Below are 26972 nucleotides of genomic sequence, written 5' to 3' on the forward strand. Positions count from 1 at the left end.
CCCTTTTCATCAAAAATTACAGTTATATCTTACGAACATATCTTAATGAGATATAGTTTTCTTCCTTGGTATTTCCGTATCCTCTTTGTTCATTATTGAAAATGAATCCTCTTGCTTCATAGAAAGGAATTCCTTTTTGATTTCCCTTTGCTACAGATACCCATTGCTCAGTTGCATGAAATTCCTCTTTTTGTTGTTTTGTAAGAACATCTAATAACCTTGTCCCAATTCCTTCATTACGTCTATTGGGGTTAAGATATAAGACAAAGACCTCCCCAGAAGTCTTATCGATCATACCGCCTCCAATTGCCCCAATGACTTTGTTCTCCTCAACAGCAACAAAATAGCCACCCCATTCTACCCCAGTTTCACTTACTTCCTTCAGAATTCTTTCATGATTATAAAACTCTTTTATAACTCTCTTAATATATTCTTCAGATCGTAATTCGTTATAAGTTGCCCAGTACCCATCACTGCATACTTTCGCAATCCCCTCAACATGACTTGCATTCGCTTTTAAAATATTAACCACTTTCCACACCTCCAATTTCCCCTGTTCCGAAGATTCCCTCTACAAATTCGAGCTTTTACTACCATTTATAATTCAACATAAAAAGGTATTAATCCTTTTTGAATGAATACCATTCATCTCACCTGTTGATATATCCCTATGAATCTAAATTAATTGTTCAATATCGCCTCAAATGGCCATTACTTAATAGTATCAGCTTTGGAAACCTGGATAATTACACGGTATCTTTCAACTCTCGGGAGCAACCTCCTTAACTGAAGCTTGTCAGCAGAACCATAATCCCATTAGTCAAACCGTGAATGATAACCGCTGGCCAAATTGAATTAGTTCGTTCATATGCCAGCGCAAAAATGATACCACTGAAGAAATTTACTGGCATCACATTATAGGTCGGAATATGTACGATCGTAAAAATGATTGAACTAAGTAAAATGGCTCCAACAAATCCTATCCGTGTACGCAGCCAGCGATATAAAAATCCTCGATAAAAGATTTCTTCATATATTGGAGATATAATAGCTGCGGAGATAAAAGCAATTAAAAAGGTGAATAAAGTTACATTTTGCTGTAAAGCCTCTGTTTTGTTATTCTCCCACGAATTACCTATAAGACTAGTAAACAAGATTATAATCACCGAACCAACTAATAAAATAGTTGAATACAGAATAATAAGCTTCCAAACTTTCACATTAAATGATTTTATCCCTACCTCGTTCCAAGATAATTTTTTCGGATTAAGAGCAATATAATAAACACCTGAAATTAAAATAATGGCTATTATTAGTCCAATTAATGTCCCTGAATATAAATCATTCTCGAGCCAATTGGTAATAATTGGTTTAAATATCAATTTCACAAAACCAATTACAAACACAAATTCCAAAAGGATTAATAATATGAATTCCTTTAGCCCCCAATCATCTTGTTCTTTCCAGTTCATTTTCATCCGATAGCCCTCTCCCTATATATGGTATAATCCAACTATATTAGATGACGTTACGTCACCTGCAAGTTTTTTTCAGGAGGAAATGAAATGAAACAATGGACGACAGGAGAGGTAGCTAAGCAGCGAAATATATCCGTTCGCACCCTGCGTTATTATGATCAGATTAATTTGCTTACCCCTAGTTATAAAGCAGATAACGGGAGGAGATCTTATTCAGAAGATGATTTATTCAAACTTGAAAAAATCATTATTCTCAAATCCCTTTCACTTCCGTTAGAAACTATTCGCGATATATTAGACAGTCTATCCTTCCAACAAATTCTCATCTCACACTACAATTATCTACAAGATCAACTCACGAATATTCAAACAAGCATTTCTAATACTACATCATTAATTAATATGAGCGAGCTGCAAGAATCCTTATCATGGGAAGATGTTTTAAAACTGGTTCAAAATTCACAAAATAACTCAAAAAAATGGATTGATTACTTCCATCAGGATGAAAAGCTACTTTTACAGAAATCCATACCAAATCTAAGCAGCAATGATAAAACAACGCAACAGTATATGTTCTTACTAAAACAAATTGAGTATTGTATTCAAAACAAAGTTAAACCCGAATCTGAAATAGGAGCCCAAATTGCTTCTGATTTAATTAAACTATCAAATGATACATTTCAAGGGAATGAGGAATTAATGAATCAGTTTTGGGAAATCAGAAAAAAACCCGCAGAAGAAACAGGCTTATACCCAATTCCTAATCATGTACTAGAATTTGCAGAACGATGCATTGCTTATTTAACAGATTTAGAGACTAGCCATTAGATTTGTCTCCCTCGCTTGTTTATTCAAGGCTTAGAGTAAACTCTATTTGCTATGCTGATAATTAATCTATGTTATTTTCGGCTTTTATATATAAAGTTAATCAAATCTAGAGACTCTTTAGATCTCTATTTATTTTCTTAACCCCTTTACTAAATTTATGAACTTTATTCCAATTTATATTGAAGAACGGTAATATAAACTGCCTGCAATGCACAAAATACGAAGAAACAAACTATGAAGGCATGCAGGAGGTATGTATGAATCAATTCTTAGAAAATGCACGGGCTATGAAAGAGGAATTAATCAAATATAGAAGAGAAATTCATCAAAATCCTGAAGTAGGCGACCATCTTCCTCAAACCACGAAATACGTAATGGAGAAGTTAAAGGAATTTGGCTATGAACCAAAAGAAATCTGTGAAAGTGGGATTGTAGCACTGGCAGGGAAACCTGATGCAAAAAAAACATTTCTTTTGCGGGCTGATATGGATGCTCTGCCGATTAAAGAGGAGACAGATTACCCGTTTAAAGCAACAAATGGAAATATGCACGCCTGTGGGCATGATATGCACACAACTATGCTACTAGGAGCTGCCAAATTATTAAAACAATATGAGAACGAACTAGAAGGATCCGTTAAGCTCGTATTTCAGCCAAATGAAGAAGGCTTCAAGGGCGCAAAATTAATGTTGAAGTCGGGCGTTTTGGAGAATCCAAAAGTGGATGCAGCAATGGCCTTACATGTACATTCCGGTACACCAACTAATACGGTATTATATGGGCTTGGAACCGCAATCGCAGGTTGTACAATCTTTAGAATTACTGTTAAAGGTGTCGGGTGTCACGGAGCCATGCCTGAAACCGGCGTTGACCCAATTAATATTGCAGCGCATATCTATACCTCCATCCATGAAATCATAGCAAGAGAAATCTCAGCAACCGAATCGGTGGTTATCACGATTGGAAAGTTTCAGGCAGGAAGTACACATAATGTAATCCCTGACCAAGCCATCTTAGAAGGTACGATTCGTTACTTAAATGTGGATTTAGGAGATTTCATTTACAAAAGGATGGAGAAAATAGTAACATCAACAGCTGAAATGTTTAGAGGTGAAGCTAAAATAGAGATTGTTGCATCTGTTCCGCCCTTAACGAATGATAAAGACTTGGCCAATCAATTGTCCTCTTATGTGAGTGATGTAGTCGGTAAACAATCTGTCATCTCTTTTGAAGGCGGAGGCATGGGTTCTGAAGATTTCGCTTCGTACTGTTATGAAGTACCTACCGTTTATTTTTTGCTGGGAGCCGGCACAAAAGAAGAGGACCCTCATTATGGACTTCCCATGCACCATCCACAGGTAGTTTTTAATGAAGATATCCTACCAACCGGTGCCGCCATGCATGCTTATACGGCAATGATGTGGTTAAAAGCGCATCAATAGAGAACGCAGTAAGAGTGTGGCAAAGTTCTTTAAACGATGCCACACTCTTTTAAATCTATTATATTTTATAATATTTAAATATAGCTGTTAAAAAACCTTCCTCAGCAAATACACCATTCATTGAATCTGTTTGTCTCATGTTTCTTATTTCGATTTCCTTCAGATCCTTAAATATGTCTCTTAATTTTTGATCTGTAAACCCCAAACCTCCCTTTAGGCTCCAAAATCTATACACATCCCAATCGGTTATATCTGATCCGCCATACTTCCCATTTTCAAGAAAACACGTAATGCCGAACAAGCCATCTGTTTTTAGTGCTCTTTTAACTAAATTATTATAGGTACCCCTCCGATGAGGTGCTATATGATGAAAGCATCCTGAATCAAACACAATATCATAGCTTCCTTCATCAATAGCTAATTCAAATATATTTTTATGTATAAAGTTAATTGTTAATCCACTCTCTTTAGCCCGCTCTTTTCCCCATTTCAAACTTTCTTCAGATGAATCTACGGCATCAACATGACAACCTTTTTCAGCAAAAAAGACTGCATTTCTCCCGGGACCACATCCCAACTCCAATACTTTACTCCCTGGAACAAACAAGCCCTTATCGAAATACTCTACCAAGTTTTCATCAGGCTGATTAGAAAAAAAAGGTACATTCCGATCACGATTTAAATAAAATTGATCCCAATCAAACCTGGTTTTTTCTTTTAATAATTGGTCCATCATCTTCAGCAAATCTTCATGGCTATAAATAGTTTCCACTACTTTTTCCTGCCTCTCTAAATTTATCAACCAATCACATATTACCATTTTATAACAATCCAGCATATTAGACTACATTACTATTAGCAGTCATTTGGAATGATAAATACATTTGCACGTAAAAGCCAGGGAGTATAGCATCCTTTTAATGAACGTACAATTCGTCTATATAAAAATGCCAGCTTCAGAAAGTGATGGTTCACCTGGGAGTCGAATAATTTTCTATTTTGAGTATGACAAAGGGTCCATGATAAACATGGACCCTTTGTTAAGCAAGAGCACCTTCTGGATTATAGGCGGATATATCGATATCCGTTTCTTGCCCGACTATTAACTTTGAGAGCTGTGAAGCGATAAATGGACCCATCGTCAGACCTGATGCCCCTAGGCCATTTATGACATATAGATTAGAGTGATGCGGCATGCGGCCGAATACTGGAAGAAAGCCTGGCGTAAAAGGCCTGAAGCCAACCCTTGTTTCGACCAAACCCGCATTCGCAAGACCGGGAGCAAGCTTAGTTGCTTTAGTTAGTACTTCCAGTACACCGCCTGCCGTTACCCCGGTATTCATCTCTTCATCGTTTTCGTGCGTAGCACCAGCTATTATCCTTCCATCTGGAAAAGCAAGCAGGTATTGATCGTTAGGCGGAATAATTACCGGCCAATCATGTGTGTCAATATTGTGCAGCTGTAAATGACAAATCTGCGCTTTCTGAAAGCTGACTTGCATCTGATATCCTAAGGGTTCTAATAATTGACCTGCCCAAGCCCCAGCAGTAACTACGACCTGGTCAGGCATCCATTCTTCATTGCCAGCTGTCACAACGATTCGTTCTGCTTTCATAGAAAGCTGTGCTTCGGCTGATACGAATCGTGCATTGTATTTCCTAGCTGCCCTTTGCAAGGCATTTCGTAAAGCCCGTCCATCAACGCGCGCAGCACCGCTGATATGTACCGCTCCATATCCTTCAGTAAGCATAGGAAATAACCGTTTTGCTTCGTTTTCGTTAAGAAAGCTTATCTTGCCCATCTCCGGTGCATCCGTTTTTCGCATTTCAGCACGTTGAAGCATCGCATCCAGTTTTTTCGGATCCTCATGCAGACTCAATGCACCTACACGGGCATAACCTGTTTCAGTTTCTCCATCTTGACGAAGTTCTTCAATTATTTCTGGATAATAGCGAGCACCACCTTTGGCCAGCTGGTACCAATCTTTATTTCGACGCTGGGACAGCCATGGACAAACGATCCCCGCTGCAGCATCTGTCGCTTGTCCTTTATCAAAACGATCGATCACAGTTACCTGTAAGCCCGCCTTGGCAAGCTTATATGCGGTAACCGAACCTGCTATACCTGATCCAATTATTGTTATATGCATATATACCGAACATCCTTTTCTTCATTTAACTACAATATACCATAGCACAATCGGCCTTTTCTCAGTTTTATGAGTGAATGGGACGCAGTAAAAGTGACCTGAACATTCTCAAGACGGACCACATTGATGAGGATAGACTTACTTTGAATTTGAGAAGTGACAGGTTAGTTGCAGCTCACTCAATCAATAAAATAAATCATGAATTAGCAGAAAAAAAGCCTACAAAAAACCTCTCATATAAGAGGTTTTTAAAAGCAATCCTTCTATCTGTTTATACTCAAAATCTCTTTATGGCATAAGTACCAATGCTGAATTTTCCCTTTATTGGCTATCTCCTGCTATTCTTTTGTCGGAACCCAGCCTTTTGTCTGCAGGATGATGTTCCAAAGCGGATCCGGAAGGCCGTGATGATCTTCACGGGCAGGATCAATTAGGCGGATGATTTCGTCTTCGCGTCCTTCTTTGAGCTTTGTAACGAATTCCGGGTCGATTAACAATTCACGTCCCATGGCAATCAATGGTACTCCCGTATCTTTGGCTGCAGCCACGTCTTCGGCAGAGTACAAGGATCCAACACCGATAAGAGGCATTCTATTATTGATGCGTTCCTGGATCAAATCAATGCGTTTGGCGCTCGCATCCGCACCGCGGCGAGCTGTGGAATGGAAGTCCATTAAAGAAACATGCAGGTAATCTAATGGCTTTTCCACTAGAGCATCAATCAGCTCAAGTGTTTCTTTCATCGTTAATCCAGGAGTTTCCGGTTCCTCAGGAGAGAAACGATAACCAACTATAAAGTCTTTGGAGCCGTGTTTATCAACAGCACTTCTGACTGAGTCGATGACAGCCAAGGGGAAACGCAAGCGCTCGCCCCATTCATCTTCACGGCGATTGGAAAATGGAGAGTAGAATTGTTGGATAATATACCCATTTGCACCATGAATTTCGACGCCATCAAAACCAGCTTCGATAGCACGTCGAGTTGCTTCGCCGAAATCAGCAACGATTTGCTGTACTTCTGCAGTTTCCAGTGCACGTGGTGTAGCTGCACCTTCTTTTTCTACAGCGCTTGGAGCAACTACATCCCCATTGGGTACAAGATCTGCTCCTGATTCCCGTCCACCGTGGTGAAGTTGGATGATTGCTTTAGCTCCTTCGCCTTTTATTGTATCTGCTAACTTCTTCAGACCTGCTATATATGTATCGCGTACAATGGATGGCTGTCCTGGGAACGCCTTTCCGTTATCGGATACATTTGTTGCAGCAGTGATGACTAAGCCGATATCCTTGGAACGCTGCGCGATATATGGAAGCTCCTGATCGGAAATCGTACCATCAGGATTAGAAGAGTAATGTGTCATTGGAGCGAGTATGAATCGGTTTTTCAGCGTAACGCCATTTGGCAGTGTAAAGCTTTCAAAAAGAGAAGCGTATTTTTCATTCATGAACTATTCCTCCTTTGTATGACCTTTATTCTAGTGAGTTACAAAAAGGGTAGCAAACATAACGCTCATTCGTAAGCAGGTTATGATTTGTAACAAGTAAACATGGAAGAAGCTAATCATTGGTTTGCTGGGTTCAGCAGTTAATGATTTCGGATTATGAATTCGTCCAAATTTATTGCTTTTATATTGATTCAAATTCCCCCTCGAAAATTTAGTTACTTATTCGTAATAAATTTAATATCTTTTTCATCTAAATGATATTGATAATCGTTATCATTTGAATTATACTAATGGTAGAACACATCATAAAAGCCATAGAACATAAATCCCCCCTCTTGCATAAAGGCCCTAAGATTATCTCTTAGGGCCTTTAGCTATTTATCTATTTCTAAACCCTATCATTTCCATATACTTCCTTACCTTTGCTATGATTGAATCATTACATGTTAAGGGGGTTTTTTTATGAATAACAAAATTCAGCTAGGTAAAACAGACTTACTTGTAAATCCGATAGGTCTTGGAACTAATGCAGTTGGAGGCCACAATATCTACCCAAATCTCGATGAGGAAACAGGACGGGAAATCGTACGGACTGCCATCGATTATGGCGTGAATTTTATTGATACTGCCTATATTTATGGCCCGGAACGGTCAGAAGAATTAATTGGAGAAATTGTTAAAGAAAAAGGCAATCGTGAAAACCTTGTTATAGCTACAAAGGGGGCTCATAAATTCATTGAAAATGATGTTGTAGTTGATAACTCCCCTGCATTCCTTATTAAAACTGTGGAAGAAAGTCTAATGCGTTTACGTACAGATTATATAGATGTCTTCTACATTCATTTCCCAGATCAGAATACACCAAAGGATGAAGCAGTCGGCGCCTTAAAGGAATTAAAAGATGCCGGGAAAATACGTGCAATCGGAGTATCCAATTTTTCGTTGGAGCAATTAAAAGAGGCCAATAAGGATGGATACGTTGATGTAATCCAATCTGAATACAATTTATTTAAAAGAGATGCTGAAAAAGAGCTTCTCCCCTATACCGCCCAACACAATATATCCTTTGTTCCGTACTTCCCGCTGGCTTCCGGTCTTTTAACTGGAAAATTCACAAAGCATTCTACTTTTAGTGACGGACGTTCTCGTAATCCATTATTTCAGGGAGAACTATTTGAGCAAAACCTAAAAAAAGTAGAACAACTACGCAAGATTTCGAAAGCTAAAGACGTTGAAATCGCTCATCTTGTCCTGGCATGGTACTTGGCGCAGGATTCAATTGATGTTGTTATCCCTGGCGCAAAACAGCCGGAACAAGTCGTTGATAATCTTAAAACATTGGAAGTTATGTTATCCCATGAAGAAATCCAACAGATCAGTTCAATCTTTGAATAAAAATTATGATGCAAATGGTAAAGTGGAATCGAACAGATGATTTGCTTAAGCCAATCGTTTCTCTGTATCAACAAATATGGAATAGTAATACCGATGGTACAGAACAATTCAACCGACACATGGACTATGAAGGTTTCAGAGGATATGTATGCTTGGATGAAGAGGAAATGCCTGTTGGATTTGCCTATGGTTATACTTCTCTATCAGGCCAATATTATCGCGAACTATTGACAAGCCATTTGAAATCCGACTTATCCAATGAATGGCTGGCAAATTGTTTTGAGTTCGTTGAATTATGTGTTCATCCATCCGTGCGCCAAAAAGGAGTCGGATCACTATTACATGATTCCCTAATGAAAGACATACCTTTTGATACAACTATATTAACAACCCAACAATCCAATCTGGCTGCACGGAATCTATATGTTAGAAAAGGATGGATTGTCATTGATGATTCCTTCTTCCCTAATGAAAAGACAAAAGAACGGTATCTAATATTAGGTAAAAAGCTATCTTAGCTTGCATCAAAAAAAGGAGAGTAGCCTACTCGGCACTCTCCTTCCATCTTTATATTAACCTTGTATTTGATTAATTTTTGCAAGCGCCTGGTCAGTACTCCAGAATATATTGTCTTCTCCAACAACATCCAGAATACCACCTCTTTCAAATCTGCTAAGAACTCTCCGCTGTACTCCGCTAAAGATGATTTTTACACCTTCTTGTTTCTTTAATTCACAGAATTCCACCATAGCTTGTACTCCTGAACCGTCAATGGAGGATACTCCACGCATAGAAAGGATCATAACTCCTTGATTAATGTCTTCAAGGCGCTCAGTCAAAGAGCTCACCGTTGCAAAGAATATAGGACCGGTGAGATAAACTACCCGAATATCTTCGTATGTCTGATTTGATTTTATCCCTTTTCCTTCCAATTTTTCGATATCAACTTTACTGACATTCATTTCTACGTCGGCACTGTTAATAACAAACAATATGGCTGAAAGGACAATTCCTGCAACAATGGCAACCGTTAAATCAAACACAACAGTAGCTAGCAATGTTAGCAAAAATTTAAAGATAGCGCCTTTGAATTTGTGAGAAAAGATATAATGAATACTTTCCCATTCATTCATCCGCCATGCCGTCACAATCAAAATACCTGCTAATGCAGACATCGGTATACTCGACATAATTGGGCTGAGGAGAAACATTGACAAAAGCAAACCAATCGCATGGAAAATCCCCGTCAATCTTGTTACCATACCAGCTTTAATCGCTACACTCGTACGGGCAATCGCAGCAGTAGCCGGAACACCGCCAAAAAATGGGATAATCATGTTCCCAATTCCCTGTGCAACTAGTTCCCGATCCCCATTCATTTTTTCTCCAACCATGCGACCGGCAGATGCTCCGCATAATAAACTTTCAATCATTCCTAATGCCGCAATACTGATTGCCGGCCATATCAAGGCTTCTATTTTAGCGAGGGATAAATCACTAAATACCAGTCGATTTTCCGGAAAAAATGTTTTCGGTATATCTCCCACGACCGCAACCGGTAATTTTAAAACGGTATTAATAATTAAAACAATCAGTAAGGCTGCTAAGGATGACGGGATTATGGCGTTCCATTTTTTCGGCCATACAATCATCGTGACAACTGTTATAATACCAATTAATAATGTAGCAAAATCAGGATTAAAACCATTCTCTATATAAGACATGATTTGGGCAATTGGATTCTCTCCGCTCGATTCGACTCCAAAAAAGTTATCTACTTGTCCCATCGCTATAATGATAGCAATTCCTGATGTAAACCCCGTTATAACTGGCATCGGTATGATAGAAACGACACGGCCAAATTTCAGTAGACCGGCAATCACCAGTAGGATACCCGCCAGCAAACAGGCAATAAATACTCCATCAAGTCCATACTGGGCAACAACAGCAATCAATATAGCAGACATCGCTCCCGTTGGTCCTGATATTTGATAGGACGCGCCTGATAGCATACTGATAATTAATCCTGCAAGAATCGCTGTAATTAATCCAGCAGCCGCATCCGCCCCACTGCTCACCCCGAACGCTAGAGATAAAGGAAGTGCAACAGCGGTTACTGTAATACCAGCCATAATATCTTTGCGTAGCTTTTCAGAATTATAGCCGGCAAATTCATTATGCAAATCGTGAATATATTGTTTAAGCATGCTGATTCTTCTCTCCATAATAATATGATAATAATCGCAACCTTATTATTATACTGACCTCAGATAATGAATTCTATTAACAATCAATTCCAAATTCACCTAGTATAAAAGAAAATGGTATATATCGAATATTAACGTATATTTATTCCCAAAAAATTTAGAGAATACTATATCGTAACTTCTATACAGCACTCCATTTAGGATATATAAATAAATCCAAAAGTTTACAAAATAACCTATAATTAAACTGTAAAATATTGTAGAAATAATTTTTAATCCCATTAGAAAGAGTGAGTTACTCTGTATAAAAAAGTCTTCAAATGGCAAATTGGCCATCGTTTCTTCTGGAGTTTATTATCAATTAGATTTATCTGGATATATTTAAACTTAGGTTCACTGTTCTATGTTAAAAGTGAATTTTCTTCATCGAACAAAGTGCTGAAACAGCTGGATTCTATGAATCAACATGTCCTCGTACTCTATCAGTCTTTAATTGACCAAGAGACCGGACAGCGTGGGATGCATCTCAACTCCCTCTTCATCTCTCCTTTTTATCTATTTTAATGCAAAAAACACTTCATTTTTAGAATGATTTCTTAAATATGAAGTGCTAATCGATTCTCGGATATCCCAAATACTGTTTAACATGCTAGTCCCCCTATCTAAAAAAGCCCAAACTAAAAAGCATTTCTATCCTCTTCTACTAAAAAGATAGAAATGCTTAAAAAACGTTCCCTAAAACTTAGGTTTACTACTTTTCACACCTCCCTATCTCCACGTAGGTGTTGTAGTGTTAAAAAAGAATGGTAGGTCTCCTGACTTAGGATCTTCACTTTTTCCATATTCGTATAGATTAGTCAAATACCCGTTTTAGGAATCAACCTGATGATGCGGTCATCCTTGTCTGATGGATTCCCCCTGCCATCCCTGTTATTCGTCATCATATATAAGGATCCATCCGGTGCTTCAATGATATTCCTGATGCGCCCATACTCATCTTTAAAAAGAGATTCAATCCTTTTCACCTGTTTGCCCAATTCATCAAGTTCTACCTTAAGCACCTGCATGCCACGCAGATTGGCAACCAACAATTGGTTTTTCCATTCACCCTTGGAGACAAATGTCATTCCTGAAGGAGCCCATGTTTCAGTTGCGCTTTGGGCTATCGGGGTTTCCATTCCCTCTTTTGATTCATCCCCCTGAATAATTGGCCATCCATAATTTTTCCCTGCCTCAATCAAATTGATTTCGTCATGTGCTGATTGACCATGTTCCGAACTGAATAGGTCTCCAGTAACAGGATGCCAGGCAAGTCCCTGCGGATTGCGATGCCCGTAGCTATAGACTGGCGATCCCTTAATTGGATTATCATCCGGTATGGAACCATCAGGATGGATTCTAAAGATTTTCCCGCCCATGCTTGTCCTATCCTGGGCTAAGTCAGGTTCATATCGATCTCCTGCTGTAATATAAAGCATCCCGTCTGGCCCAATCTTTATTCTCCCACCATTATGATTTGTATCTCCAACAATTCCATCAAGAATCACTTTATCAATCCTTGCTTGATTGTCATCTACTAAAAGACGAAGAACGCGATTTTTAATTTTCTCATTTTCTTCATAGGAGTGATACGTATACATAAAATGATTCGTTTGGAAATCAGGATCAAGTGCCAGTCCAAGTAATCCTCCCTCCCCTTCACTGATAAAAGGCGCTGGCAAAGACAGGAGAGGTTCTTCCCTTACTTTCCCATTACGGATTTCTCTTATTTGGCCAGGCCGTTCCGTAAAAAATATTCGTCCATCATCGGCTATAACCATTTCCCATGGTACATTGAGACCTTCAGCAACGACTTCTATCTCATATGGCTGCTTTTCATCTGTCTCAGTCTGTTTAACAACCGTGTCATTTTTCTCTTCCTTTGAACAACCAAGCAGAGCCATCATAATCAAAAAGGGGGGTAACAAGCGAAATATTTTTTTCATATTGGCCTCCTATTTATATGGGCTTTTTCAATGATTCTTCTAAAGAGGTCATACAAGGGGATCACTACTTTTCAGGGCGAGTAGGAGGATATCCCTGAGTATTTCGATATGCCTTCCGCTCGTCCGTAAAATCAGACCATACTAACACACAATTCAATTCATTGGCATGATAAACAATACAGCGGATTTGATCTTCCACACATGGATCGACACGGCATCCAACCAATTCTTCATAGCGGTCGAATAATTCTGCAGGATTTTCATTTCTAACGTCGTTTACAGAATAGAATCCCAGTACTTGTACCATCATTTTAGATGCACCCAACCCGATTGAAGGGATTTCCTGAAAGTCTAACAGACCTTTTAACTCCTTAGCCCGATCTGTAGAACAATTCAGTATGATTTTTAATTCTTCTGTTGTTTTCGTTGGTATTTGGTCTATTCGAACCTTGTTTTTACGAAGATTACTCCGTTCCGTCCCCGATAATGGCAGTTTCATTTTTAGCCTCCTCTTATTCTTAGTTTTGTTAAATTTTATCATAATCCTTTCATACAGCTAAACGATATCGTCTAGAATACAAATACTATATAGAATCTCTTGAAATATTTAAGTAAATTATCCATAATAGAATAACTTGGGAGGAAATGAAAAAATGACTAATTCTGAAGCAAATATCACATTATTTCGTGCAGTCAATGACATTGGTAAAGAGTATCCGGACATCAATCCACTTTTTATTTTTTTTGCTGAATATACAGTATACTGCTTAATACTGGTTCTGTTGTTTTACTGGCTAACTCGTAATACTAGAAATAAATTAATGGTTGTCAGTGCTGTTATTGCTTTTTTTATCGCCGAAGTAACGGGCAAGTTAATTGGTATGATTTATTCACATCATCAGCCATTTGCCGTTTGGTCCGATGTAAACAAGTTAATTGAAAAAGAGGTTGGAAATTCTTTTCCGAGTGATCATACGATTGTATTCTTCTCAGTTTGTATAACCATTGCCCTCTTTCGTAAACGATTCTGGTATTTATGGACAACACTTGCACTCCTTCTTTCTATTTCCCGAATCTATGTAGGAGTCCATTACCCCGTTGATATTTTAGTAGGTGCACTTCTTGGAATAGGTGCGGCTTTGCTCGTTCACAAAATTATTCCTAAACAAAAATGGATTAGACAATCCATCGCTCTATACGAAAAGGGCGAAAGCTATCTGTTTAACCGAAATAAAAGTATTTAATCAACGTTCATTACAGCAATACAGCCGCCGACTAGATCGGTGGCTTTTTTATTTTTGCGTATCTTTTTAAAAGAAGCTATGTTAAGGTTTAATTGTCTGAAAATTACATTTATTAATTTTTAGGCATTATATTATCAAGGAGGTTAATTATATGAATATGGGACTATATCACAACTCAAAAAAAACCAAGGGGAATACAGCTAAATAAAAGAGCGCTTCCCCAAATTAGAAAGGGGAAAATCAGTTGAATCAACTATTATTAATTATTGATGCACAACAGGAACTAATAGATGGGAATCAAGACATGAGGGCTGTTTTTAAAAAAGAACAGCTTATTCAAAATATTAATTTAGTAATTAAAAAGGCAAAAGAGGCAAATGCCACGATAGTTTGTGTAAGAGATCTTGATATAGCCGGAGGTAAAGGGAAAGGATTTCAAGTTCATGATGAAATTCATCTACCTGTGGAAACAAAATTCTTTGACAAAGCAGCAACGAATTCCTTTCACGGAACTGGACTATTAAATTATTTAAAATCTAATGAAATTAATCATATTGTTATAATGGGCTGCGAAACACAGCATTGTATTGATAGTGCAGTCAGAACCGCTACTATTAATGGCTTCGATGTCACTTTAGTTGGTGATGGACATTCCACAATCGGCAATGACATTTTAAGCCCGGAACAAATCATAAACCATCATAATAAAACACTTCATGGCCATTACAATATAGAACATTTTTCTATTGTAAGAAACGCGGAAGATCATTTATTTCATCCCAGCCATGATTCGTACCGATAAACAGCAACAGGATCCCAATTCTTAAACAAATTGGGATCCTGTTTGTTTTACTCAATGATTATCACTGGATTTCTTCCCTGCCGGTTTATCAAAAAGGGCTAAAATGAAGACGGTACTGATAATACAGATTGTACCAAGCCACTCGGCTATTCCAAACGTAACATGCAGCCAAAGTATGGATACAACCGCTGCAGCAACTGGTTCCACAGATGCCAGCACACTTACCTCTGTAGCTCGAATATATTTCATACTTTCCAAATAGCATATAAACGGAACAATCGTACCAAATATAATCACAAAAATAACAGCAAGTATTGCATAAAAGCTCCAATCTCCCTGAAACTCCCATGGAGGATTATAAAATGAAAAGCAAATTCCTCCTATTAGCATTGCCCAGCCTAAAACGAGAGTTGAACCCCATTTAGGAAGCAGCTTACGCGGAAGCAAAGTATAAAATGCCAGAGCGAATGCCGAACCAATTCCCCACATCAAAGCACTAACCGAAATGGATAAACTATGCATATTTCCTTTAGTTGCAATCAAAAATGTCCCTAATATGGCCAAACCTACAACAAGGATTTCTTTATTTGTAGGCAACCTTTTTGAAATTAAGGCAAAATAACAGGTAATGATAACGGGTGTTAAGTACTGTAAAACGGTGGCTGTAGCCGCATTGGAATAATTGATAGCCATAAAAAATGTGTATTGCACAGCCAATAAACCTAAAATGCTGAACAATAAAAGACTTATTGCGTCTTTCCTGTCCTTCCAAATAGCACCTATCCTACTCTTTACTTTTAAAGAGGCTAGAATCAAGAGAACCACCCCAGATACAAGCAAGCGAATACCCACAACCCATTCCGGGGTAAATCCGGCATAATGAAATAAATACTGCGCTACTGTTCCGCATACTCCCCATAATATACCGGCAGTTAATACCAGTAAAATTCCTTTAACTCTTGTATTTTTCAATAAAATCATGCTGTTCCCTCATATATTTCATAGTTTACAGTGCTATTATACTTTTATTTTCACAAAAAAGGGGAGGTTAAGCAGGAAGGTAAGAAAGTAATATTTGAATCATAAAATGCTCTGCTCAATAATAAGATATCCTTGTGTCAAAAAAATCTTTGAAAGCAGGGATGTTAACGTTAGCTTTACATGCAAGAAAATCCTCTATTCTGTTTGCCGTCGTAACAGCCGTTCTTCTACTCTTTTCAACTTTCTTCAGCCCAATGCATGCTGATGCAGCACAGTCTAAAAGTCAAAAGGCGGTTGCTTATTCAAAAAAAATAACGAACAGTCCATATAAATGGGGCGGAACAACACCAAAAGGGTCCGATGCCTCCGGTTTCACACAGTATGTATTCTCAAAAAGCGTTGCAAAAAAATTACCACGTACCAGTGCCGATCAATATAAAACAGGTACTTCCGTTGCCAAAAACAAATTAAAAGCCGGGGATCTAGTATTTTATAAAACGGACGGGAAAAAGGTATCATTTGTTGCCATTTATATCGGCAATAATAAATTCATTGGCGCTACATCAAAAGGAGTTAAAACACAAGATATGAATCTCGATTATTGGAAGAAACGTTATGTAGGAGCAAAACGAGTAGTTAATTAAAGAATTGGATTAGCGAAGTAAAAACTCTTTTTCTTTAGAGAAAAAGAGTTTTTACTTTTGATCAACCTCTATACACTTATAGACTGAACCACTCAGTACAATTTCACCCACATCAGCCAGGTGTTCTGTTTCATACGTTTTTATTTTTTATACACGAAAATGCCAGCACAACTGGAATTCTAAGCCTTCTTTTATATTCTTTCTCATCGGTAAAGTTATCACGCACAGGTGTACCTTCTCGCAAATCAACCACTGAAAATCCAGAACTGATAAGCGCTCTAAAATACTGTTCGACTGTTCGATGATATTTCACCACGATTTGTTCAATCCAAGGTTCTTTTCTTTCCCCCTCCAGGAAATAGTCATCCACAATCCAATTTTCACGTCTATCACCTTTTTTTTTACTAGTAAAAGATGCGGTCGTAAGAGGATGCTGAACACTGAAAACAAACTTACCTTCCTCTTTTAAAGACAAATCGATGTTTTGAAACAAAGCATCAATATCAGCTACATAATGGATTGCAAATCTGGAAGTTACAATGTCAAACTTTTCTTCTCCGTATGTATATGATTCCATCGTATGAAGATGCACGCTTCCATTCACTTGTGATAGGTTCCTCTTAGCTGCTTCCACCATTTGTTCAGAGCCTTCTATTCCACTGTAGGACGCTGCACCGCGTTCTACTAAATCTTTGCCGAAGGAAGCGTCACCGCAGCCCAAATCTAGTATATCTTTATTTTGAAAATCTTGTATTAGCTCATACATGATTGGAGTTTCAATAGCATTATTGGGACTATCTTTCCTACTTCTTCTTTTCATATAATCCAAAAAAAATCTTCCTGATCATAAACACTAGGTCCCCTATATTCCATACATTTCCCCCTATGAAGTTCTTAACCTACCCTCTAATGGCATATTTATCTGCTTTCAATGAAGAGCTATGGAATATTAAAAGGAAGGCTACTCAACCTCCCCCTTCTTAGAAGATTGACCTCTAAAACTCCTATTTCAGCTTTAGTTACCTTCATAGTCCCTGCTTCGGGAGTGTGTAAACCTCGAACCTTAATTCACACCCGCTTCAAGTATGCTAAATGTTTTTCTTTCACAATCCAATTCAGCCATAGCCCCGAGAGGAATAATACTCATTGGAGCCGTATGTCCAAAACTCATATTATATAGAATCGGCAAATCCGTTAACTTTAGCTCATCCCGTACCACACTAAGGATTGCTTCCTTATACTCATCGTAATAACAATCATCATATGGCTTGGAAAATAATAAACCCTTAGCATTTTGCAGAATTCCCTGCGCCGCGTAATTTCGCAGCCATCCAAGAAACAGATCCGGGCTCACTTTCACTTCTGATGTCTCAAAAAATATCAGTTTATCCTTCCATTCATCAATTGCAGGCCACACTACAGTCCCTTTAAGCATTTCCAGCACATCCATGCATCCTCCTAATAATTTCCCCTTATGTATTCCCTCTCCCTGTAATAACTCATAACCGCTATGCGGTGATGTTTTTCTTTTACGTGTCCAGTTTTGCTTTTCCCAAGGGATAAATTCACTTGTCCATTCAGATGGCGGTCCAACTTCGCCAATAGGTTCACCAGAAAATAAAACCCGTTTCACCCAATGATTCGTATAATCAAAAGCCTCTACATTCTCTGCAAATTCAGCCAGAATCGAAGGACCATAATAACTCATTACCCCTGCCTTATAACAAATAAAATGCGTGACGGTAGAGTCAGAATAGCCAAGGAAAATCTTTGGATTATTTTTGATTACCTCATAATCAATGTATGGCAGCATTCGAATGCTGTCATCTCCGCCAATACAAGAGAATATCCCCTTAATCGATGGATTTTGAAAGGCATCCATCAAATCGCGTGCCCGTTCTTCTGGATGATTAAATACATACTCTGATCCCTTTAATGTATGAGGCAGCTCAATAACTTCTAAACCAAACTCCTCCAACCGTTTTTTCCCTATCTGATAACGCCAGCGAATATCTGGATCTCCTGCCCCACCCCAAGAAAAACTGGCAGTAGCTATCCTGTCACCGCTACTTAGTCGATCTGACTTCTTCAAATCCATCTCATCCACCACTTTCTCTAACATTTCTTTAGCTTAGTTGAATTATATTATAAAAAATCCCAAATATATAAATAATTGTTTATTTATTATATTTCTAATAGTAACCTTCCATTTTCCTATAAGCTTAAATGTAGGAATAAAGTGTGACGAACGTATTGAAACTCTGAAAAATTACAATAATTGTACAATATTAACTCTCAAAGACCTGAAACAGCATTATAGTAAATAGCTCCTTTAATCTTCCATCAAAATCGTAGAGTAAGTTCCCTTTTAACGCATACAAAATACCCCCATATGTACACAAACCCAACTTGTACATACGGGGGCTAAAACCCATAAAGTGTATAAATCAAGATTTCCCACAGCATTTCTTATACTTTTTCCCGCTTCCGCATGGGCATGAATCATTTCTGCCCACTTTTATGCTTCTGGAAGCCTGTGAATTTCCGGGTTGATAATGACCAGCCCACCAAGTGAACTCTTCATGAACATTTGTAATGGGCCGGCAATCATCTGCATATAACGGATCATAGTTCCTAAATTGCTCCTCCACATCATCGAGCGACATATCAAGGGCATTCACTTTCTTTTGGGCAAAAACCTCTGCGATATCATCATATAAATCTCGGAAATTTAATACCATACATGAATCAATTAGAATGGTATACATATAACCTGATTCATCTACCAAATCCCCCTGCAGTAGATCATGATAGTAATATTCAACCATTTCCCTTGATATACGTTTTTGCAGGACAAGGGATGTAATTGCTTGAATTCCAGTAGCACGAATACACTCATCCAAAGATTGATCATCAATTAAATCAAATAATGCATCCAAATCCGGCATGGAAGGGATATTTCCATCCATAACTATTTCACCGGGATATGTATCAGCAAGTATACGGCCAGCCGTTGTAACCAGGTAATCATCATATAATTCCAATGCATTATCATCCGGTAATTTTAATGTTTGTAAAAATGGATAAAATGCTTCTCTGATGTTTAACTGTCCCAACAAAACAGCTGCATAAATATGGTCAATTCGATCGGGTTCACTAAGAAACAATTCTGGTTCCTTGCGAACCAAATCTAATATACTCAATAGTTCAGGAATAGCATCCTCACGAATCAATAGAAGATCAAGTTCCTCTTTCGGATAGGTGTCGTCTATATAGCGAATTTTTTTTACTAATTCCTTGGTCGAAATAGTTGGATCATCCATCTTATTTCACCCCCGTACCTTTCTTATATAATTAGTTTATCAAACTCTTTCTCGATTCTTCTACTCGCAAACCAATTTTATAATTGCTAAAATGAACAACAGTACAAACAATCTACTATATTGTTATATCACTAGGGAGTTGTTTTGATGAACAGACATTGGTTAAAGGTTATTATAGGGGCCTTCTTTGAAATCATCTGGGTAAGCGGTCTTAAAAATGCAGACAGTATATGGATGTGGCTGATTACACTTGCTGCAATCTGTATCAGCTTTTATATGATGATTGATGCAAGCCGCTACCTGCCGGTTGGGACGGTATACGCTGTCTTTGTCGGATTGGGAACAGCTGGAACGGTTATTGCGGAGATTCTCTTCTTTGATGAACCGTTAAAAATAGAGAAAATAGCATTAATTCTTCTCTTATTAATAGGTGTGATTGGTTTAAAAATAGTGACTGATGAAGACACCTCCAAAAAGGAGGCTAACTAATAATGGCCTGGTTTGCACTGGTTATCGCTGGATTTTTAGAAATATTTGGGGTCGGCATGATTAATAGATTGAATAAAAATAGGGATCTCTTATCTCTGCTTCTTTTGATTGTCGGTTTTTCGGGGAGCTTTTTCTGTCTATCATTCGCAATGAAGACACTTCCCATGGGTACTGCCTATGCTGTATGGACTGGTATTGGTGCCAGTGGAGGAGCATTAATTGGCATGCTTTTATTTGGAGAAGCGAAAAGCTTAAAACGAATTATTTTCATATTACTCATTTTAATCTCTGCCATTGGTCTTAAATTTGTATCAAAATAGCCCATAACAAAATGACTCGCCCAAAAAGAGCCATGCTATGGCAAACTACTTGCTAACATGGCTCTTCTATTACTTATTCAACCATTCCATGATGATTTCTCTAAACCTTCCATAGCAGGAAGTACCCCTCAAGATAGAATCATGATTTAATGAAGCAATCATATTTTTAACTAAGTAATGTCGCGGCTCTTTATTATGCAATAGTTCATCTTGCAGGAATTCGATTATTTGTAGCTTTTCCGCACGAAACTCAGCATCAACAACCTCTTGTTCAAGGTAAGTCTTTAGTTGGTTAACGGATTGGATTAAATCGTAGCAAAAATCCCTGTTTCCTTTTGGACCCCCCGGAATAAACATAGTTAACACTTCCGGTTCTATTAAAACAACATCATTCTTACTTACATCATCAACAATCACCTTTATGCGATCTAAATAATAACGAATTGCTTTTTTCGCATCAAGATCTCCTTTTGCAATACTATAAAAATGCATGTGGTGTTGGACCATGGCGGATAGAATAATTGCACAATCTAACAAATACGGTTTCTTCTCCACCCCAAAAATATCGACAAGGCGGTTGTGAATCCAATTTAAATATAACCATCTCGTTTGTTTCAAATAATCTTTTAGTTCAATATCATTAGATACCATTACATCTTCAATAAGGGCAAATAATTGATTATGCGAATGTGATTTCCTTTGTACATAAAGTTGCTCTATAAAGATGTCTATATTACTGAGATCCCTCCCAATAATTAATTCATCTCGCTGTTGGTGATACTCTTCAAGGAAGGAATCGTATACAGCTTTGAAAAGTTCACTTTTAGAAGGAAAATAATTATAAAATGTTCCTCTGGAGATCCCGCTATCTTCAATAATTTCTTGAATAGACGTATTTCTATATCCCTTTCCAATGAAAAGTTTCTTTGCATGGCTGATAACTTGCTTTTTTCTTACGTTCATAACAACTCAATCCATTCCTATGACTTCAGTTATTTGAGTGTATATTAGCTTATTTTTAGGGTAAATACAAATTTATATATTCTAAATTATTTTAATTGCTAAACGAAAAGAAAGAGAGTAATATAATCAACATGAATTATGAGTCTAATAATTAAACATATAGTATAAATCAAAAGGAGAGAAGTACATGACAGCAACAGAAAGACAACAAATGCGTCCCAATTATGGGATTATAGCCATTCTTTTAGCCGGTGCATTTGTATCTATATTGAATTCAACATTATTGAATGTTGCCCTTCCGTCCATGATGGCGGATTTTAAAGTTGAGCCAACAACGATTCAGTGGCTCGCAACAGGTTATATGCTGATAAACGGAATTATCATTCCATCAACAGCGTTTTTAATTCAGAAGTTCTCGGTTAGACACTTATTTATAACCGCGATGATTCTATTTACAATCGGAACAATCTTTTCCGGATTTGCACCGAGCTTCGCATTATTATTGGTTGGAAGAATGATTCAAGCAGCAGGCTCTGCCATTATGATGCCCCTCTTAATGAATGTTCTTTTAACGAGCTTCCCAATTGAAAAACGTGGTGGTGCGATGGGGATTTTAGGGCTTGTTATGATTTTTGCCCCTGCAATTGGTCCTACATTATCAGGGTGGATTATTGAACATTATGAATGGAGATATCTGTTCTATATGATCATCCCGTTTGCCGTTATTGTTTTACTACTATCGATTTTTAAATTAAAAGATAAGAAAGAAAAAAGTAACGCTTCATTGGATGTATTATCCGTTATTTTTTCAAGTGTCGGATTCGGAGGGTTATTATATGGATTCAGCTCGGCGGGTAGTAAAGGCTGGGATGATGTTGAAGTATTCGGTACACTGATTGCAGGTGTAATTGGCTTGATTTTGTTGATTGTTCGCCAATTTCAACTGGAAAAGCCGATGCTCGATTTCCGTGTCTATAAATATCCAATGTTCTCCTTATCTTCAGCTATATCGATTGTTTTGAATATGGCGATGTTTTCAGCCATGATTTTAATGCCAATTTACCTGCAAAATATACGTGGTATATCCCCATTAGATTCTGGTTTATTAATGCTTCCAGGTGCAATCATTATGGGAATTATGTCACCAATTACAGGTAAATTATTTGATAAATTTGGCGGTCGGATTCTTGCCATAATCGGTTTAACCATCACAGTCGCTACAACTTATTTCTTCAGTCAATTAACAACTGAAACTACTTATGGAACATTAATTGTGATGTACTCTGTTCGTATGTTCGGTATGTCAATGGTCATGATGCCGATTATGACCAACGGGATGAATTCATTGCCTGCCCGATTAAATCCACATGGTACAGCTATGAACAGTACACTTAATCAAGTATCCGGTGCAATTGGTTCCGCCTTACTTGTTTCCGTTATGACATCACGTACGAAAATACATGCGGAAGAATTGGCAGAAAAAGCAATGAGTAAGCTTACCGGTCAACCAAGTCCAGAAGAAATAGCTCAATTGGAGGCACAAATCTATACTCAAGCAACAGTAGATGGGATTAACGATGCATTCTTTATAGCGACATTTATTGCTGTATTGGCTCTTATCCTTGCCTTCTTTGTTAAACGACCAAAGAGAGCAGACGAACAAATCAACTTACAAAAAACACAAGACCTCTCCCAGTAACAGGAGAGGTTTTCCTTATTATTCCCAAGTCCATTCTTCTATATTATTTAACAAAGATAGAGGCTGTTCATTTGATTGAAATGCCAGCTCTCCTAAATTTAATCCTTTCTTTGTATAGTATAAATGATCTGGATGGACCAACCATATCCACGGTAAATCCTTCGCGGTCTGCCTCAGAATTGATTGCCATATTTGAAAATCACCGCTAGCAAGCGCTCCCTCAACCAACTGATTCACTTCAGCAGATATATGTAAATTCATCCTAGTATTACCTTCATGAATCCTATGATACAAATCGATTGGACTATGATTACCCACACGCATAATGAATGGATTATTAAACTTATTTGAATTGATTTTCTCCTCATTCTGACCAACCACTTCTACTGAGATTCCAATTTCAGCTAATTGTTGCATAAGTAATGTCGCCATGGACTGCGCTATAGGGTCAGACTCCAGAAACAAAAGCTTAAACTTCGCTTCTATTCCCTGTTTTTCCAACACACCATCCTCATCGTTATCAATCCATCCCGCAATTTTCAAAATTTCTTTAGCTTTGTCGATATTATTGTCTTCAAACTCTGTTTCTTTGTAGCCCCACGGAAGCCGATCAGCATCATGATAGGCTGCTTCTCCATATCCATAAAGAACTTCATTTATGAGGTGATCACGCTTAACTGTTAAATTAATTGCTTGGCGGATGGACCATTCACTTGTTACCCCATTGCCAGTTTCTTTGCCAGAGGCATCTGATTCTAGTGGGGCAGTAGTAAAGGAGATTCCATACTGATCACTACCTTTAAAAGCTTTGATATCCATTCCATCTATTACGCCCACATTTGCAAATGCCGGAGATGTTTGAGCGACATCTACCAGACCTTTTTGCGCCGCTGCATAGGCTTCTTCCTCATCCATAAAAAGAATGATGACCCTTTTAAAAATAGGTTTTTTCCCATAATATCGCTCATTCCTGACAAAAACCGCCTGCTCTCCTACATTCCACTCCTCCAGAATATAGGGACCTGATCCAATTGGATTCAAAGTGAATAACTCATCATACTGATTCTCAGGGACTATTCCAAGCTGAGCAGCTGTATAACTAAAGGTTGACAAGGGTTTCTCTAATCGAAAATGGATAGTGTATTGATCTATCACCTTGGCTTCTTTTAACAAAGATAGATCATACCATCCATTGTACTTAGCAGTATTAAAGGTAAAAGCTACATCACTCGCTTTCACTTGTTCCCCATTCGAAAAATAAGCATCATCCCTAATTTTAAATTCCCAGGTCATTTTATCTTCACTGACCTGATATTCATCAGCTAAATCATATGTAATTCCCATATCCTTATCAAAGGATAATAAAGTACTTTGAATTAAAGGAGAACCGTTTGCCCTTGTATACAGAAAAGGGTCGAATCCTTTAATCACATTCGGAGACAATGCCACAGTTAATTCTTCCTTATTGGCTTCGGCTGTTCCCACCCCTGCTCCCATATTAAAATATCCGCTGGTCAAAATTATGGTGATGATAATTCTTTTTACGATTATCTTCATCTTTATCCCCCGTTAAATAACGGCATTACTTAAATAGATACCAAGTAGCCACAATAATAATAAGTATTATGTACATACACCTCTAGTTAATTCTATTTATCAAAAAGATACAGGTTTTGAAACCATTCCTTTTATTTCCCCCTTAAAATCCAATCAGCATAACTAATGAAACATACCTGATGATCTAACTAATATGAATAGTCTAAAAAGTGCCAGGTATGTTTTGGGTTCTATCGTCTTTATCTTCTTTTTGATTCTCGGAGCTCCCCTCCGAATGGTTCGGAACTACATTTTCACTTTCAGAACGACCTTCTGAATCATTCGGAGTCTTATTTTAATTATCTTTTGTTTGTTCTATATTGTTGCCGTTGGAATCAATTATCCCAGCTAAGCTTTTTTTAAATAAATACGTACTTCATAGGCATTTAATTTTGTGCTTGTCGTTTCATTATAGTTAGAAATCAGAATAGATGTCCCCTGCAAATCCATTTCACTGTTCAGCTCAATATGTATAGTGTTCGGCTGAACATTAGAAACAAAGTAAATCGTCTCATCAGCGTAGCTTCTTTTGTATCCATAAAGATGAGAATGTCCTTTAAATAATTCCTGATAATCCCCATATACAAAGACCTTGTGCTGACTCCGCAGCTTGATCAGCTTTTGATAAAAATAAAAGATTGATTCAGGATTATGCAATTCATTGTTCACATTGATTGATTTATAGTTTGGATTAACTCGAATCCACGGTGTACCTGTTGTAAATCCCGCATGTTCTTCATTGGTCCATTGCATCGGTGTACGGCTATTGTCTCTGCTTAATGGCTGCAAATCTCTAAGAACCGTATTCGGGTCCCATCCCTTTGACACCAACTCAGCATACTGATTTTTCATCGCAATATCGTTATATTCGTCAATAGAAGAAAGGCGAATCCCTGTCATTCCTATTTCCTCTCCTTGATAAATATAAGGCATACCCGGCAAAGAATGCAGCAACGCAGCAAATAGTTTGGCTGATTGAACACGATACTCTTTATCATTACCATATCTGGTTACCACTCTTGTATGATCATGATTATTAATAAATTGTGAGTTCCAGCCTTTCTCTTTCAATCCTTCATACCAGCGCGCCTGAATCTCTTTAAATTTCTTTAAGTCCCAGGTTGGCATTTCATCACAAACTTCAAAATGAAACAAGGTATTCAGTTCATGGCGGTTTTTATCCACATATAATAACCCTTGCTCCGGCGTCACGAAGGCTACCTCCCCTACGGTTAACACATCATAATGACGGAATACCTGTTCATTCATCTCCTGCAAATAATCATGAACTTTGGGATGGTTGGCCAAATAACGAATATCATCCGGATCGTCTGCATCCGGAAAATCCTCCGGCTTCGCAAGCAGGGCAATTGCATCTAGCCTAAATCCATTAATCCCTTTCTTTAACCAAAAATTTAGAATTCGATATATTTCTTTACGGACTTCTTCATTCTCCCAATTCAAATCGGGCTGTTCAGCTGCGAATGAATGAAAATAATACTGACCAGTCCGTTGATCATATTCCCATGCTGACGGGGAAAAGTAAGAACGCCAATTATTGGGAGGGTTCACTTGGTCTCCATCTCTCCAAATATACCAATCTCTTTTTGGATTATCTTTGCTGGATCTGGATTCTTTAAACCAATCATGCTCATTTGAAGTATGATTTATGACTAAATCCATAATAATTTTTAGATCTCGTTTTTGTGCTTCCCTCATTAATTCCTCAAAATCCTCCATACTGCCCGCTTTCGGCATAATGGAATAATAATCGGAAATATCATATCCATTATCTTTATCAGGAGAAAGATAAAAAGGATTGAGCCAGATTACATCTGCACCCAACTCTTTTATATAATCAAGCTTCCTCGTTACCCCTCTTAAGTCTCCATATCCATCCCCATCACTATCATAAAAGCTTCTCCAATAAACCTGGTACACGACACTTTCTTTCCACCATTGTTTATCCATCTCTCCCACC

25 protein-coding genes are annotated in these 26972 nt (G+C 37.9%); 10 read left to right on the plus strand and 15 right to left on the minus strand.

All coding sequences use genetic code 11. The features are described 5' to 3' along the window. Positions 1-22: 22 nt before the first annotated feature. Complete coding sequence (locus tag A8L44_RS14890) at positions 23-532, minus strand: GNAT family N-acetyltransferase (RefSeq protein WP_066108060.1); 510 nt, start codon at positions 530-532, stop codon at positions 23-25. Between the two features lie 250 nt (positions 533-782). Beyond that, positions 783-1478 carry a CPBP family intramembrane glutamic endopeptidase gene (locus A8L44_RS14895; protein WP_066108063.1) on the minus strand — a complete coding sequence of 232 codons (696 nt, stop codon included), beginning with the start codon at positions 1476-1478 and terminating at the stop codon, positions 783-785. Between the two features lie 87 nt (positions 1479-1565). Between A8L44_RS14895 and A8L44_RS14900 the strand changes: the two genes are divergently transcribed. Further along, positions 1566-2306 (plus strand): MerR family transcriptional regulator, encoded by a 741-nt coding sequence (locus A8L44_RS14900; protein ID WP_066108066.1) that lies wholly within the window; start codon positions 1566-1568, stop codon positions 2304-2306. Positions 2307-2563: 257 nt separating this feature from the next. Further along, the gene (locus A8L44_RS14905; protein WP_066108069.1) at positions 2564-3748 is read left to right on the plus strand and encodes a M20 metallopeptidase family protein; all 1185 of its coding nucleotides are present in this window, start codon (positions 2564-2566) and stop codon (positions 3746-3748) included. Between the two features lie 58 nt (positions 3749-3806). Here A8L44_RS14905 and A8L44_RS14910 read toward each other — a convergent pair whose 3' ends face one another. The 3 genes from A8L44_RS14910 to A8L44_RS14920 form a co-directional block, all read right to left on the minus strand. Further along, positions 3807-4568, minus strand: a complete 762-nt coding sequence (locus A8L44_RS14910) for an SAM-dependent methyltransferase (RefSeq protein ID WP_066108072.1) — start codon at positions 4566-4568, stop codon at positions 3807-3809. 220 nt (positions 4569-4788) lie between these two features. Next, complete coding sequence (locus tag A8L44_RS14915; RefSeq protein WP_066108075.1) at positions 4789-5898, minus strand: NAD(P)/FAD-dependent oxidoreductase; 1110 nt, start codon at positions 5896-5898, stop codon at positions 4789-4791. A 338-nt stretch (positions 5899-6236) separates the two neighbouring features. After that, positions 6237-7343 carry an NADH-dependent flavin oxidoreductase gene (locus A8L44_RS14920; RefSeq protein ID WP_066108078.1) on the minus strand — a complete coding sequence of 369 codons (1107 nt, stop codon included), beginning with the start codon at positions 7341-7343 and terminating at the stop codon, positions 6237-6239. Positions 7344-7805: 462 nt separating this feature from the next. Here A8L44_RS14920 and A8L44_RS14925 point away from each other — a divergent pair, with 462 nt between their 5' ends. Beyond that, positions 7806-8738, plus strand: coding sequence for an aldo/keto reductase (locus A8L44_RS14925; protein ID WP_066108081.1), 933 nt, complete (start codon positions 7806-7808; stop codon positions 8736-8738). Between the two features lie 5 nt (positions 8739-8743). Continuing rightward, complete coding sequence (locus tag A8L44_RS14930; protein ID WP_077248170.1) at positions 8744-9256, plus strand: GNAT family N-acetyltransferase; 513 nt, start codon at positions 8744-8746, stop codon at positions 9254-9256. Positions 9257-9310: 54 nt separating this feature from the next. Here the strand turns inward: A8L44_RS14930 and A8L44_RS14935 are convergent, their stop codons facing one another. The 3 genes from A8L44_RS14935 to A8L44_RS14945 form a co-directional block, all read right to left on the minus strand. Then, on the minus strand, positions 9311-10945 hold the full coding sequence (locus tag A8L44_RS14935) for a SulP family inorganic anion transporter (RefSeq protein WP_066108084.1): 1635 nt from the start codon (positions 10943-10945) through the stop codon (positions 9311-9313). 857 nt (positions 10946-11802) lie between these two features. Then, positions 11803-12930: a PQQ-dependent sugar dehydrogenase gene (locus tag A8L44_RS14940; protein WP_077248171.1), complete on the minus strand. Its 1128-nt coding sequence runs from the start codon at positions 12928-12930 to the stop codon at positions 11803-11805. Between the two features lie 64 nt (positions 12931-12994). Beyond that, a complete protein-coding gene (locus A8L44_RS14945) occupies positions 12995-13429 on the minus strand; it encodes a helix-hairpin-helix domain-containing protein (RefSeq protein ID WP_139063870.1) in 435 nt (144 codons plus the stop codon). 154 nt (positions 13430-13583) lie between these two features. On the opposite strand from A8L44_RS14945, the gene A8L44_RS14950 reads away from it, so the two are divergent. Then, positions 13584-14174: an undecaprenyl-diphosphatase gene (locus tag A8L44_RS14950; RefSeq protein WP_066108088.1), complete on the plus strand. Its 591-nt coding sequence runs from the start codon at positions 13584-13586 to the stop codon at positions 14172-14174. 244 nt (positions 14175-14418) lie between these two features. Continuing rightward, positions 14419-14976, plus strand: a complete 558-nt coding sequence (locus tag A8L44_RS14955; RefSeq protein ID WP_066108091.1) for an isochorismatase family protein — start codon at positions 14419-14421, stop codon at positions 14974-14976. Between the two features lie 51 nt (positions 14977-15027). Here A8L44_RS14955 and A8L44_RS14960 read toward each other — a convergent pair whose 3' ends face one another. Continuing rightward, a complete protein-coding gene (locus tag A8L44_RS14960; RefSeq protein WP_066108095.1) occupies positions 15028-15957 on the minus strand; it encodes an EamA family transporter in 930 nt (309 codons plus the stop codon). 161 nt (positions 15958-16118) lie between these two features. Between A8L44_RS14960 and A8L44_RS14965 the strand changes: the two genes are divergently transcribed. Further along, positions 16119-16601: a C40 family peptidase gene (locus A8L44_RS14965; RefSeq protein WP_066108561.1), complete on the plus strand. Its 483-nt coding sequence runs from the start codon at positions 16119-16121 to the stop codon at positions 16599-16601. Between the two features lie 130 nt (positions 16602-16731). On the opposite strand, the gene A8L44_RS14970 is transcribed toward A8L44_RS14965, so the two are convergent. The 3 genes from A8L44_RS14970 to A8L44_RS14980 all read right to left on the minus strand — a co-directional run bounded on the left by A8L44_RS14970 (position 16732) and on the right by A8L44_RS14980 (position 19924). Next, positions 16732-17421: a class I SAM-dependent methyltransferase gene (locus tag A8L44_RS14970; protein ID WP_066108565.1), complete on the minus strand. Its 690-nt coding sequence runs from the start codon at positions 17419-17421 to the stop codon at positions 16732-16734. Between the two features lie 243 nt (positions 17422-17664). Next, the gene (locus tag A8L44_RS14975) at positions 17665-18699 is read right to left on the minus strand and encodes a S66 family peptidase (protein WP_066108097.1); all 1035 of its coding nucleotides are present in this window, start codon (positions 18697-18699) and stop codon (positions 17665-17667) included. Between the two features lie 349 nt (positions 18700-19048). Continuing rightward, positions 19049-19924 (minus strand): DUF1186 domain-containing protein, encoded by an 876-nt coding sequence (locus A8L44_RS14980; protein ID WP_066108100.1) that lies wholly within the window; start codon positions 19922-19924, stop codon positions 19049-19051. Positions 19925-20071: 147 nt separating this feature from the next. Here A8L44_RS14980 and A8L44_RS14985 point away from each other — a divergent pair, with 147 nt between their 5' ends. Then, the gene (locus tag A8L44_RS14985; RefSeq protein ID WP_066108103.1) at positions 20072-20413 is read left to right on the plus strand and encodes a DMT family transporter; all 342 of its coding nucleotides are present in this window, start codon (positions 20072-20074) and stop codon (positions 20411-20413) included. A 2-nt stretch (positions 20414-20415) separates the two neighbouring features. Continuing rightward, positions 20416-20733 carry a DMT family transporter gene (locus tag A8L44_RS14990; protein ID WP_066108107.1) on the plus strand — a complete coding sequence of 106 codons (318 nt, stop codon included), beginning with the start codon at positions 20416-20418 and terminating at the stop codon, positions 20731-20733. 69 nt (positions 20734-20802) lie between these two features. Here the strand turns inward: A8L44_RS14990 and A8L44_RS14995 are convergent, their stop codons facing one another. Continuing rightward, positions 20803-21696 carry a TetR/AcrR family transcriptional regulator gene (locus A8L44_RS14995; RefSeq protein ID WP_066108110.1) on the minus strand — a complete coding sequence of 298 codons (894 nt, stop codon included), beginning with the start codon at positions 21694-21696 and terminating at the stop codon, positions 20803-20805. Between the two features lie 187 nt (positions 21697-21883). On the opposite strand from A8L44_RS14995, the gene A8L44_RS15000 reads away from it, so the two are divergent. Beyond that, complete coding sequence (locus A8L44_RS15000; RefSeq protein ID WP_066108113.1) at positions 21884-23395, plus strand: DHA2 family efflux MFS transporter permease subunit; 1512 nt, start codon at positions 21884-21886, stop codon at positions 23393-23395. Positions 23396-23413: 18 nt separating this feature from the next. Here A8L44_RS15000 and A8L44_RS15005 read toward each other — a convergent pair whose 3' ends face one another. Beyond that, positions 23414-24952, minus strand: a complete 1539-nt coding sequence (locus tag A8L44_RS15005) for an ABC transporter substrate-binding protein (protein ID WP_066108117.1) — start codon at positions 24950-24952, stop codon at positions 23414-23416. A 387-nt stretch (positions 24953-25339) separates the two neighbouring features. Continuing rightward, on the minus strand, positions 25340-26962 hold the full coding sequence (locus tag A8L44_RS15010) for an alpha-glucosidase (protein ID WP_066108120.1): 1623 nt from the start codon (positions 26960-26962) through the stop codon (positions 25340-25342). Positions 26963-26972: the final 10 nt, after the last annotated feature.

It is taken from the genome of Bacillus sp. FJAT-27986, from assembly GCF_001685035.1.
In the GTDB taxonomy this organism is placed as follows: Bacteria; Bacillota; Bacilli; order Bacillales; family Pradoshiaceae; genus Pradoshia.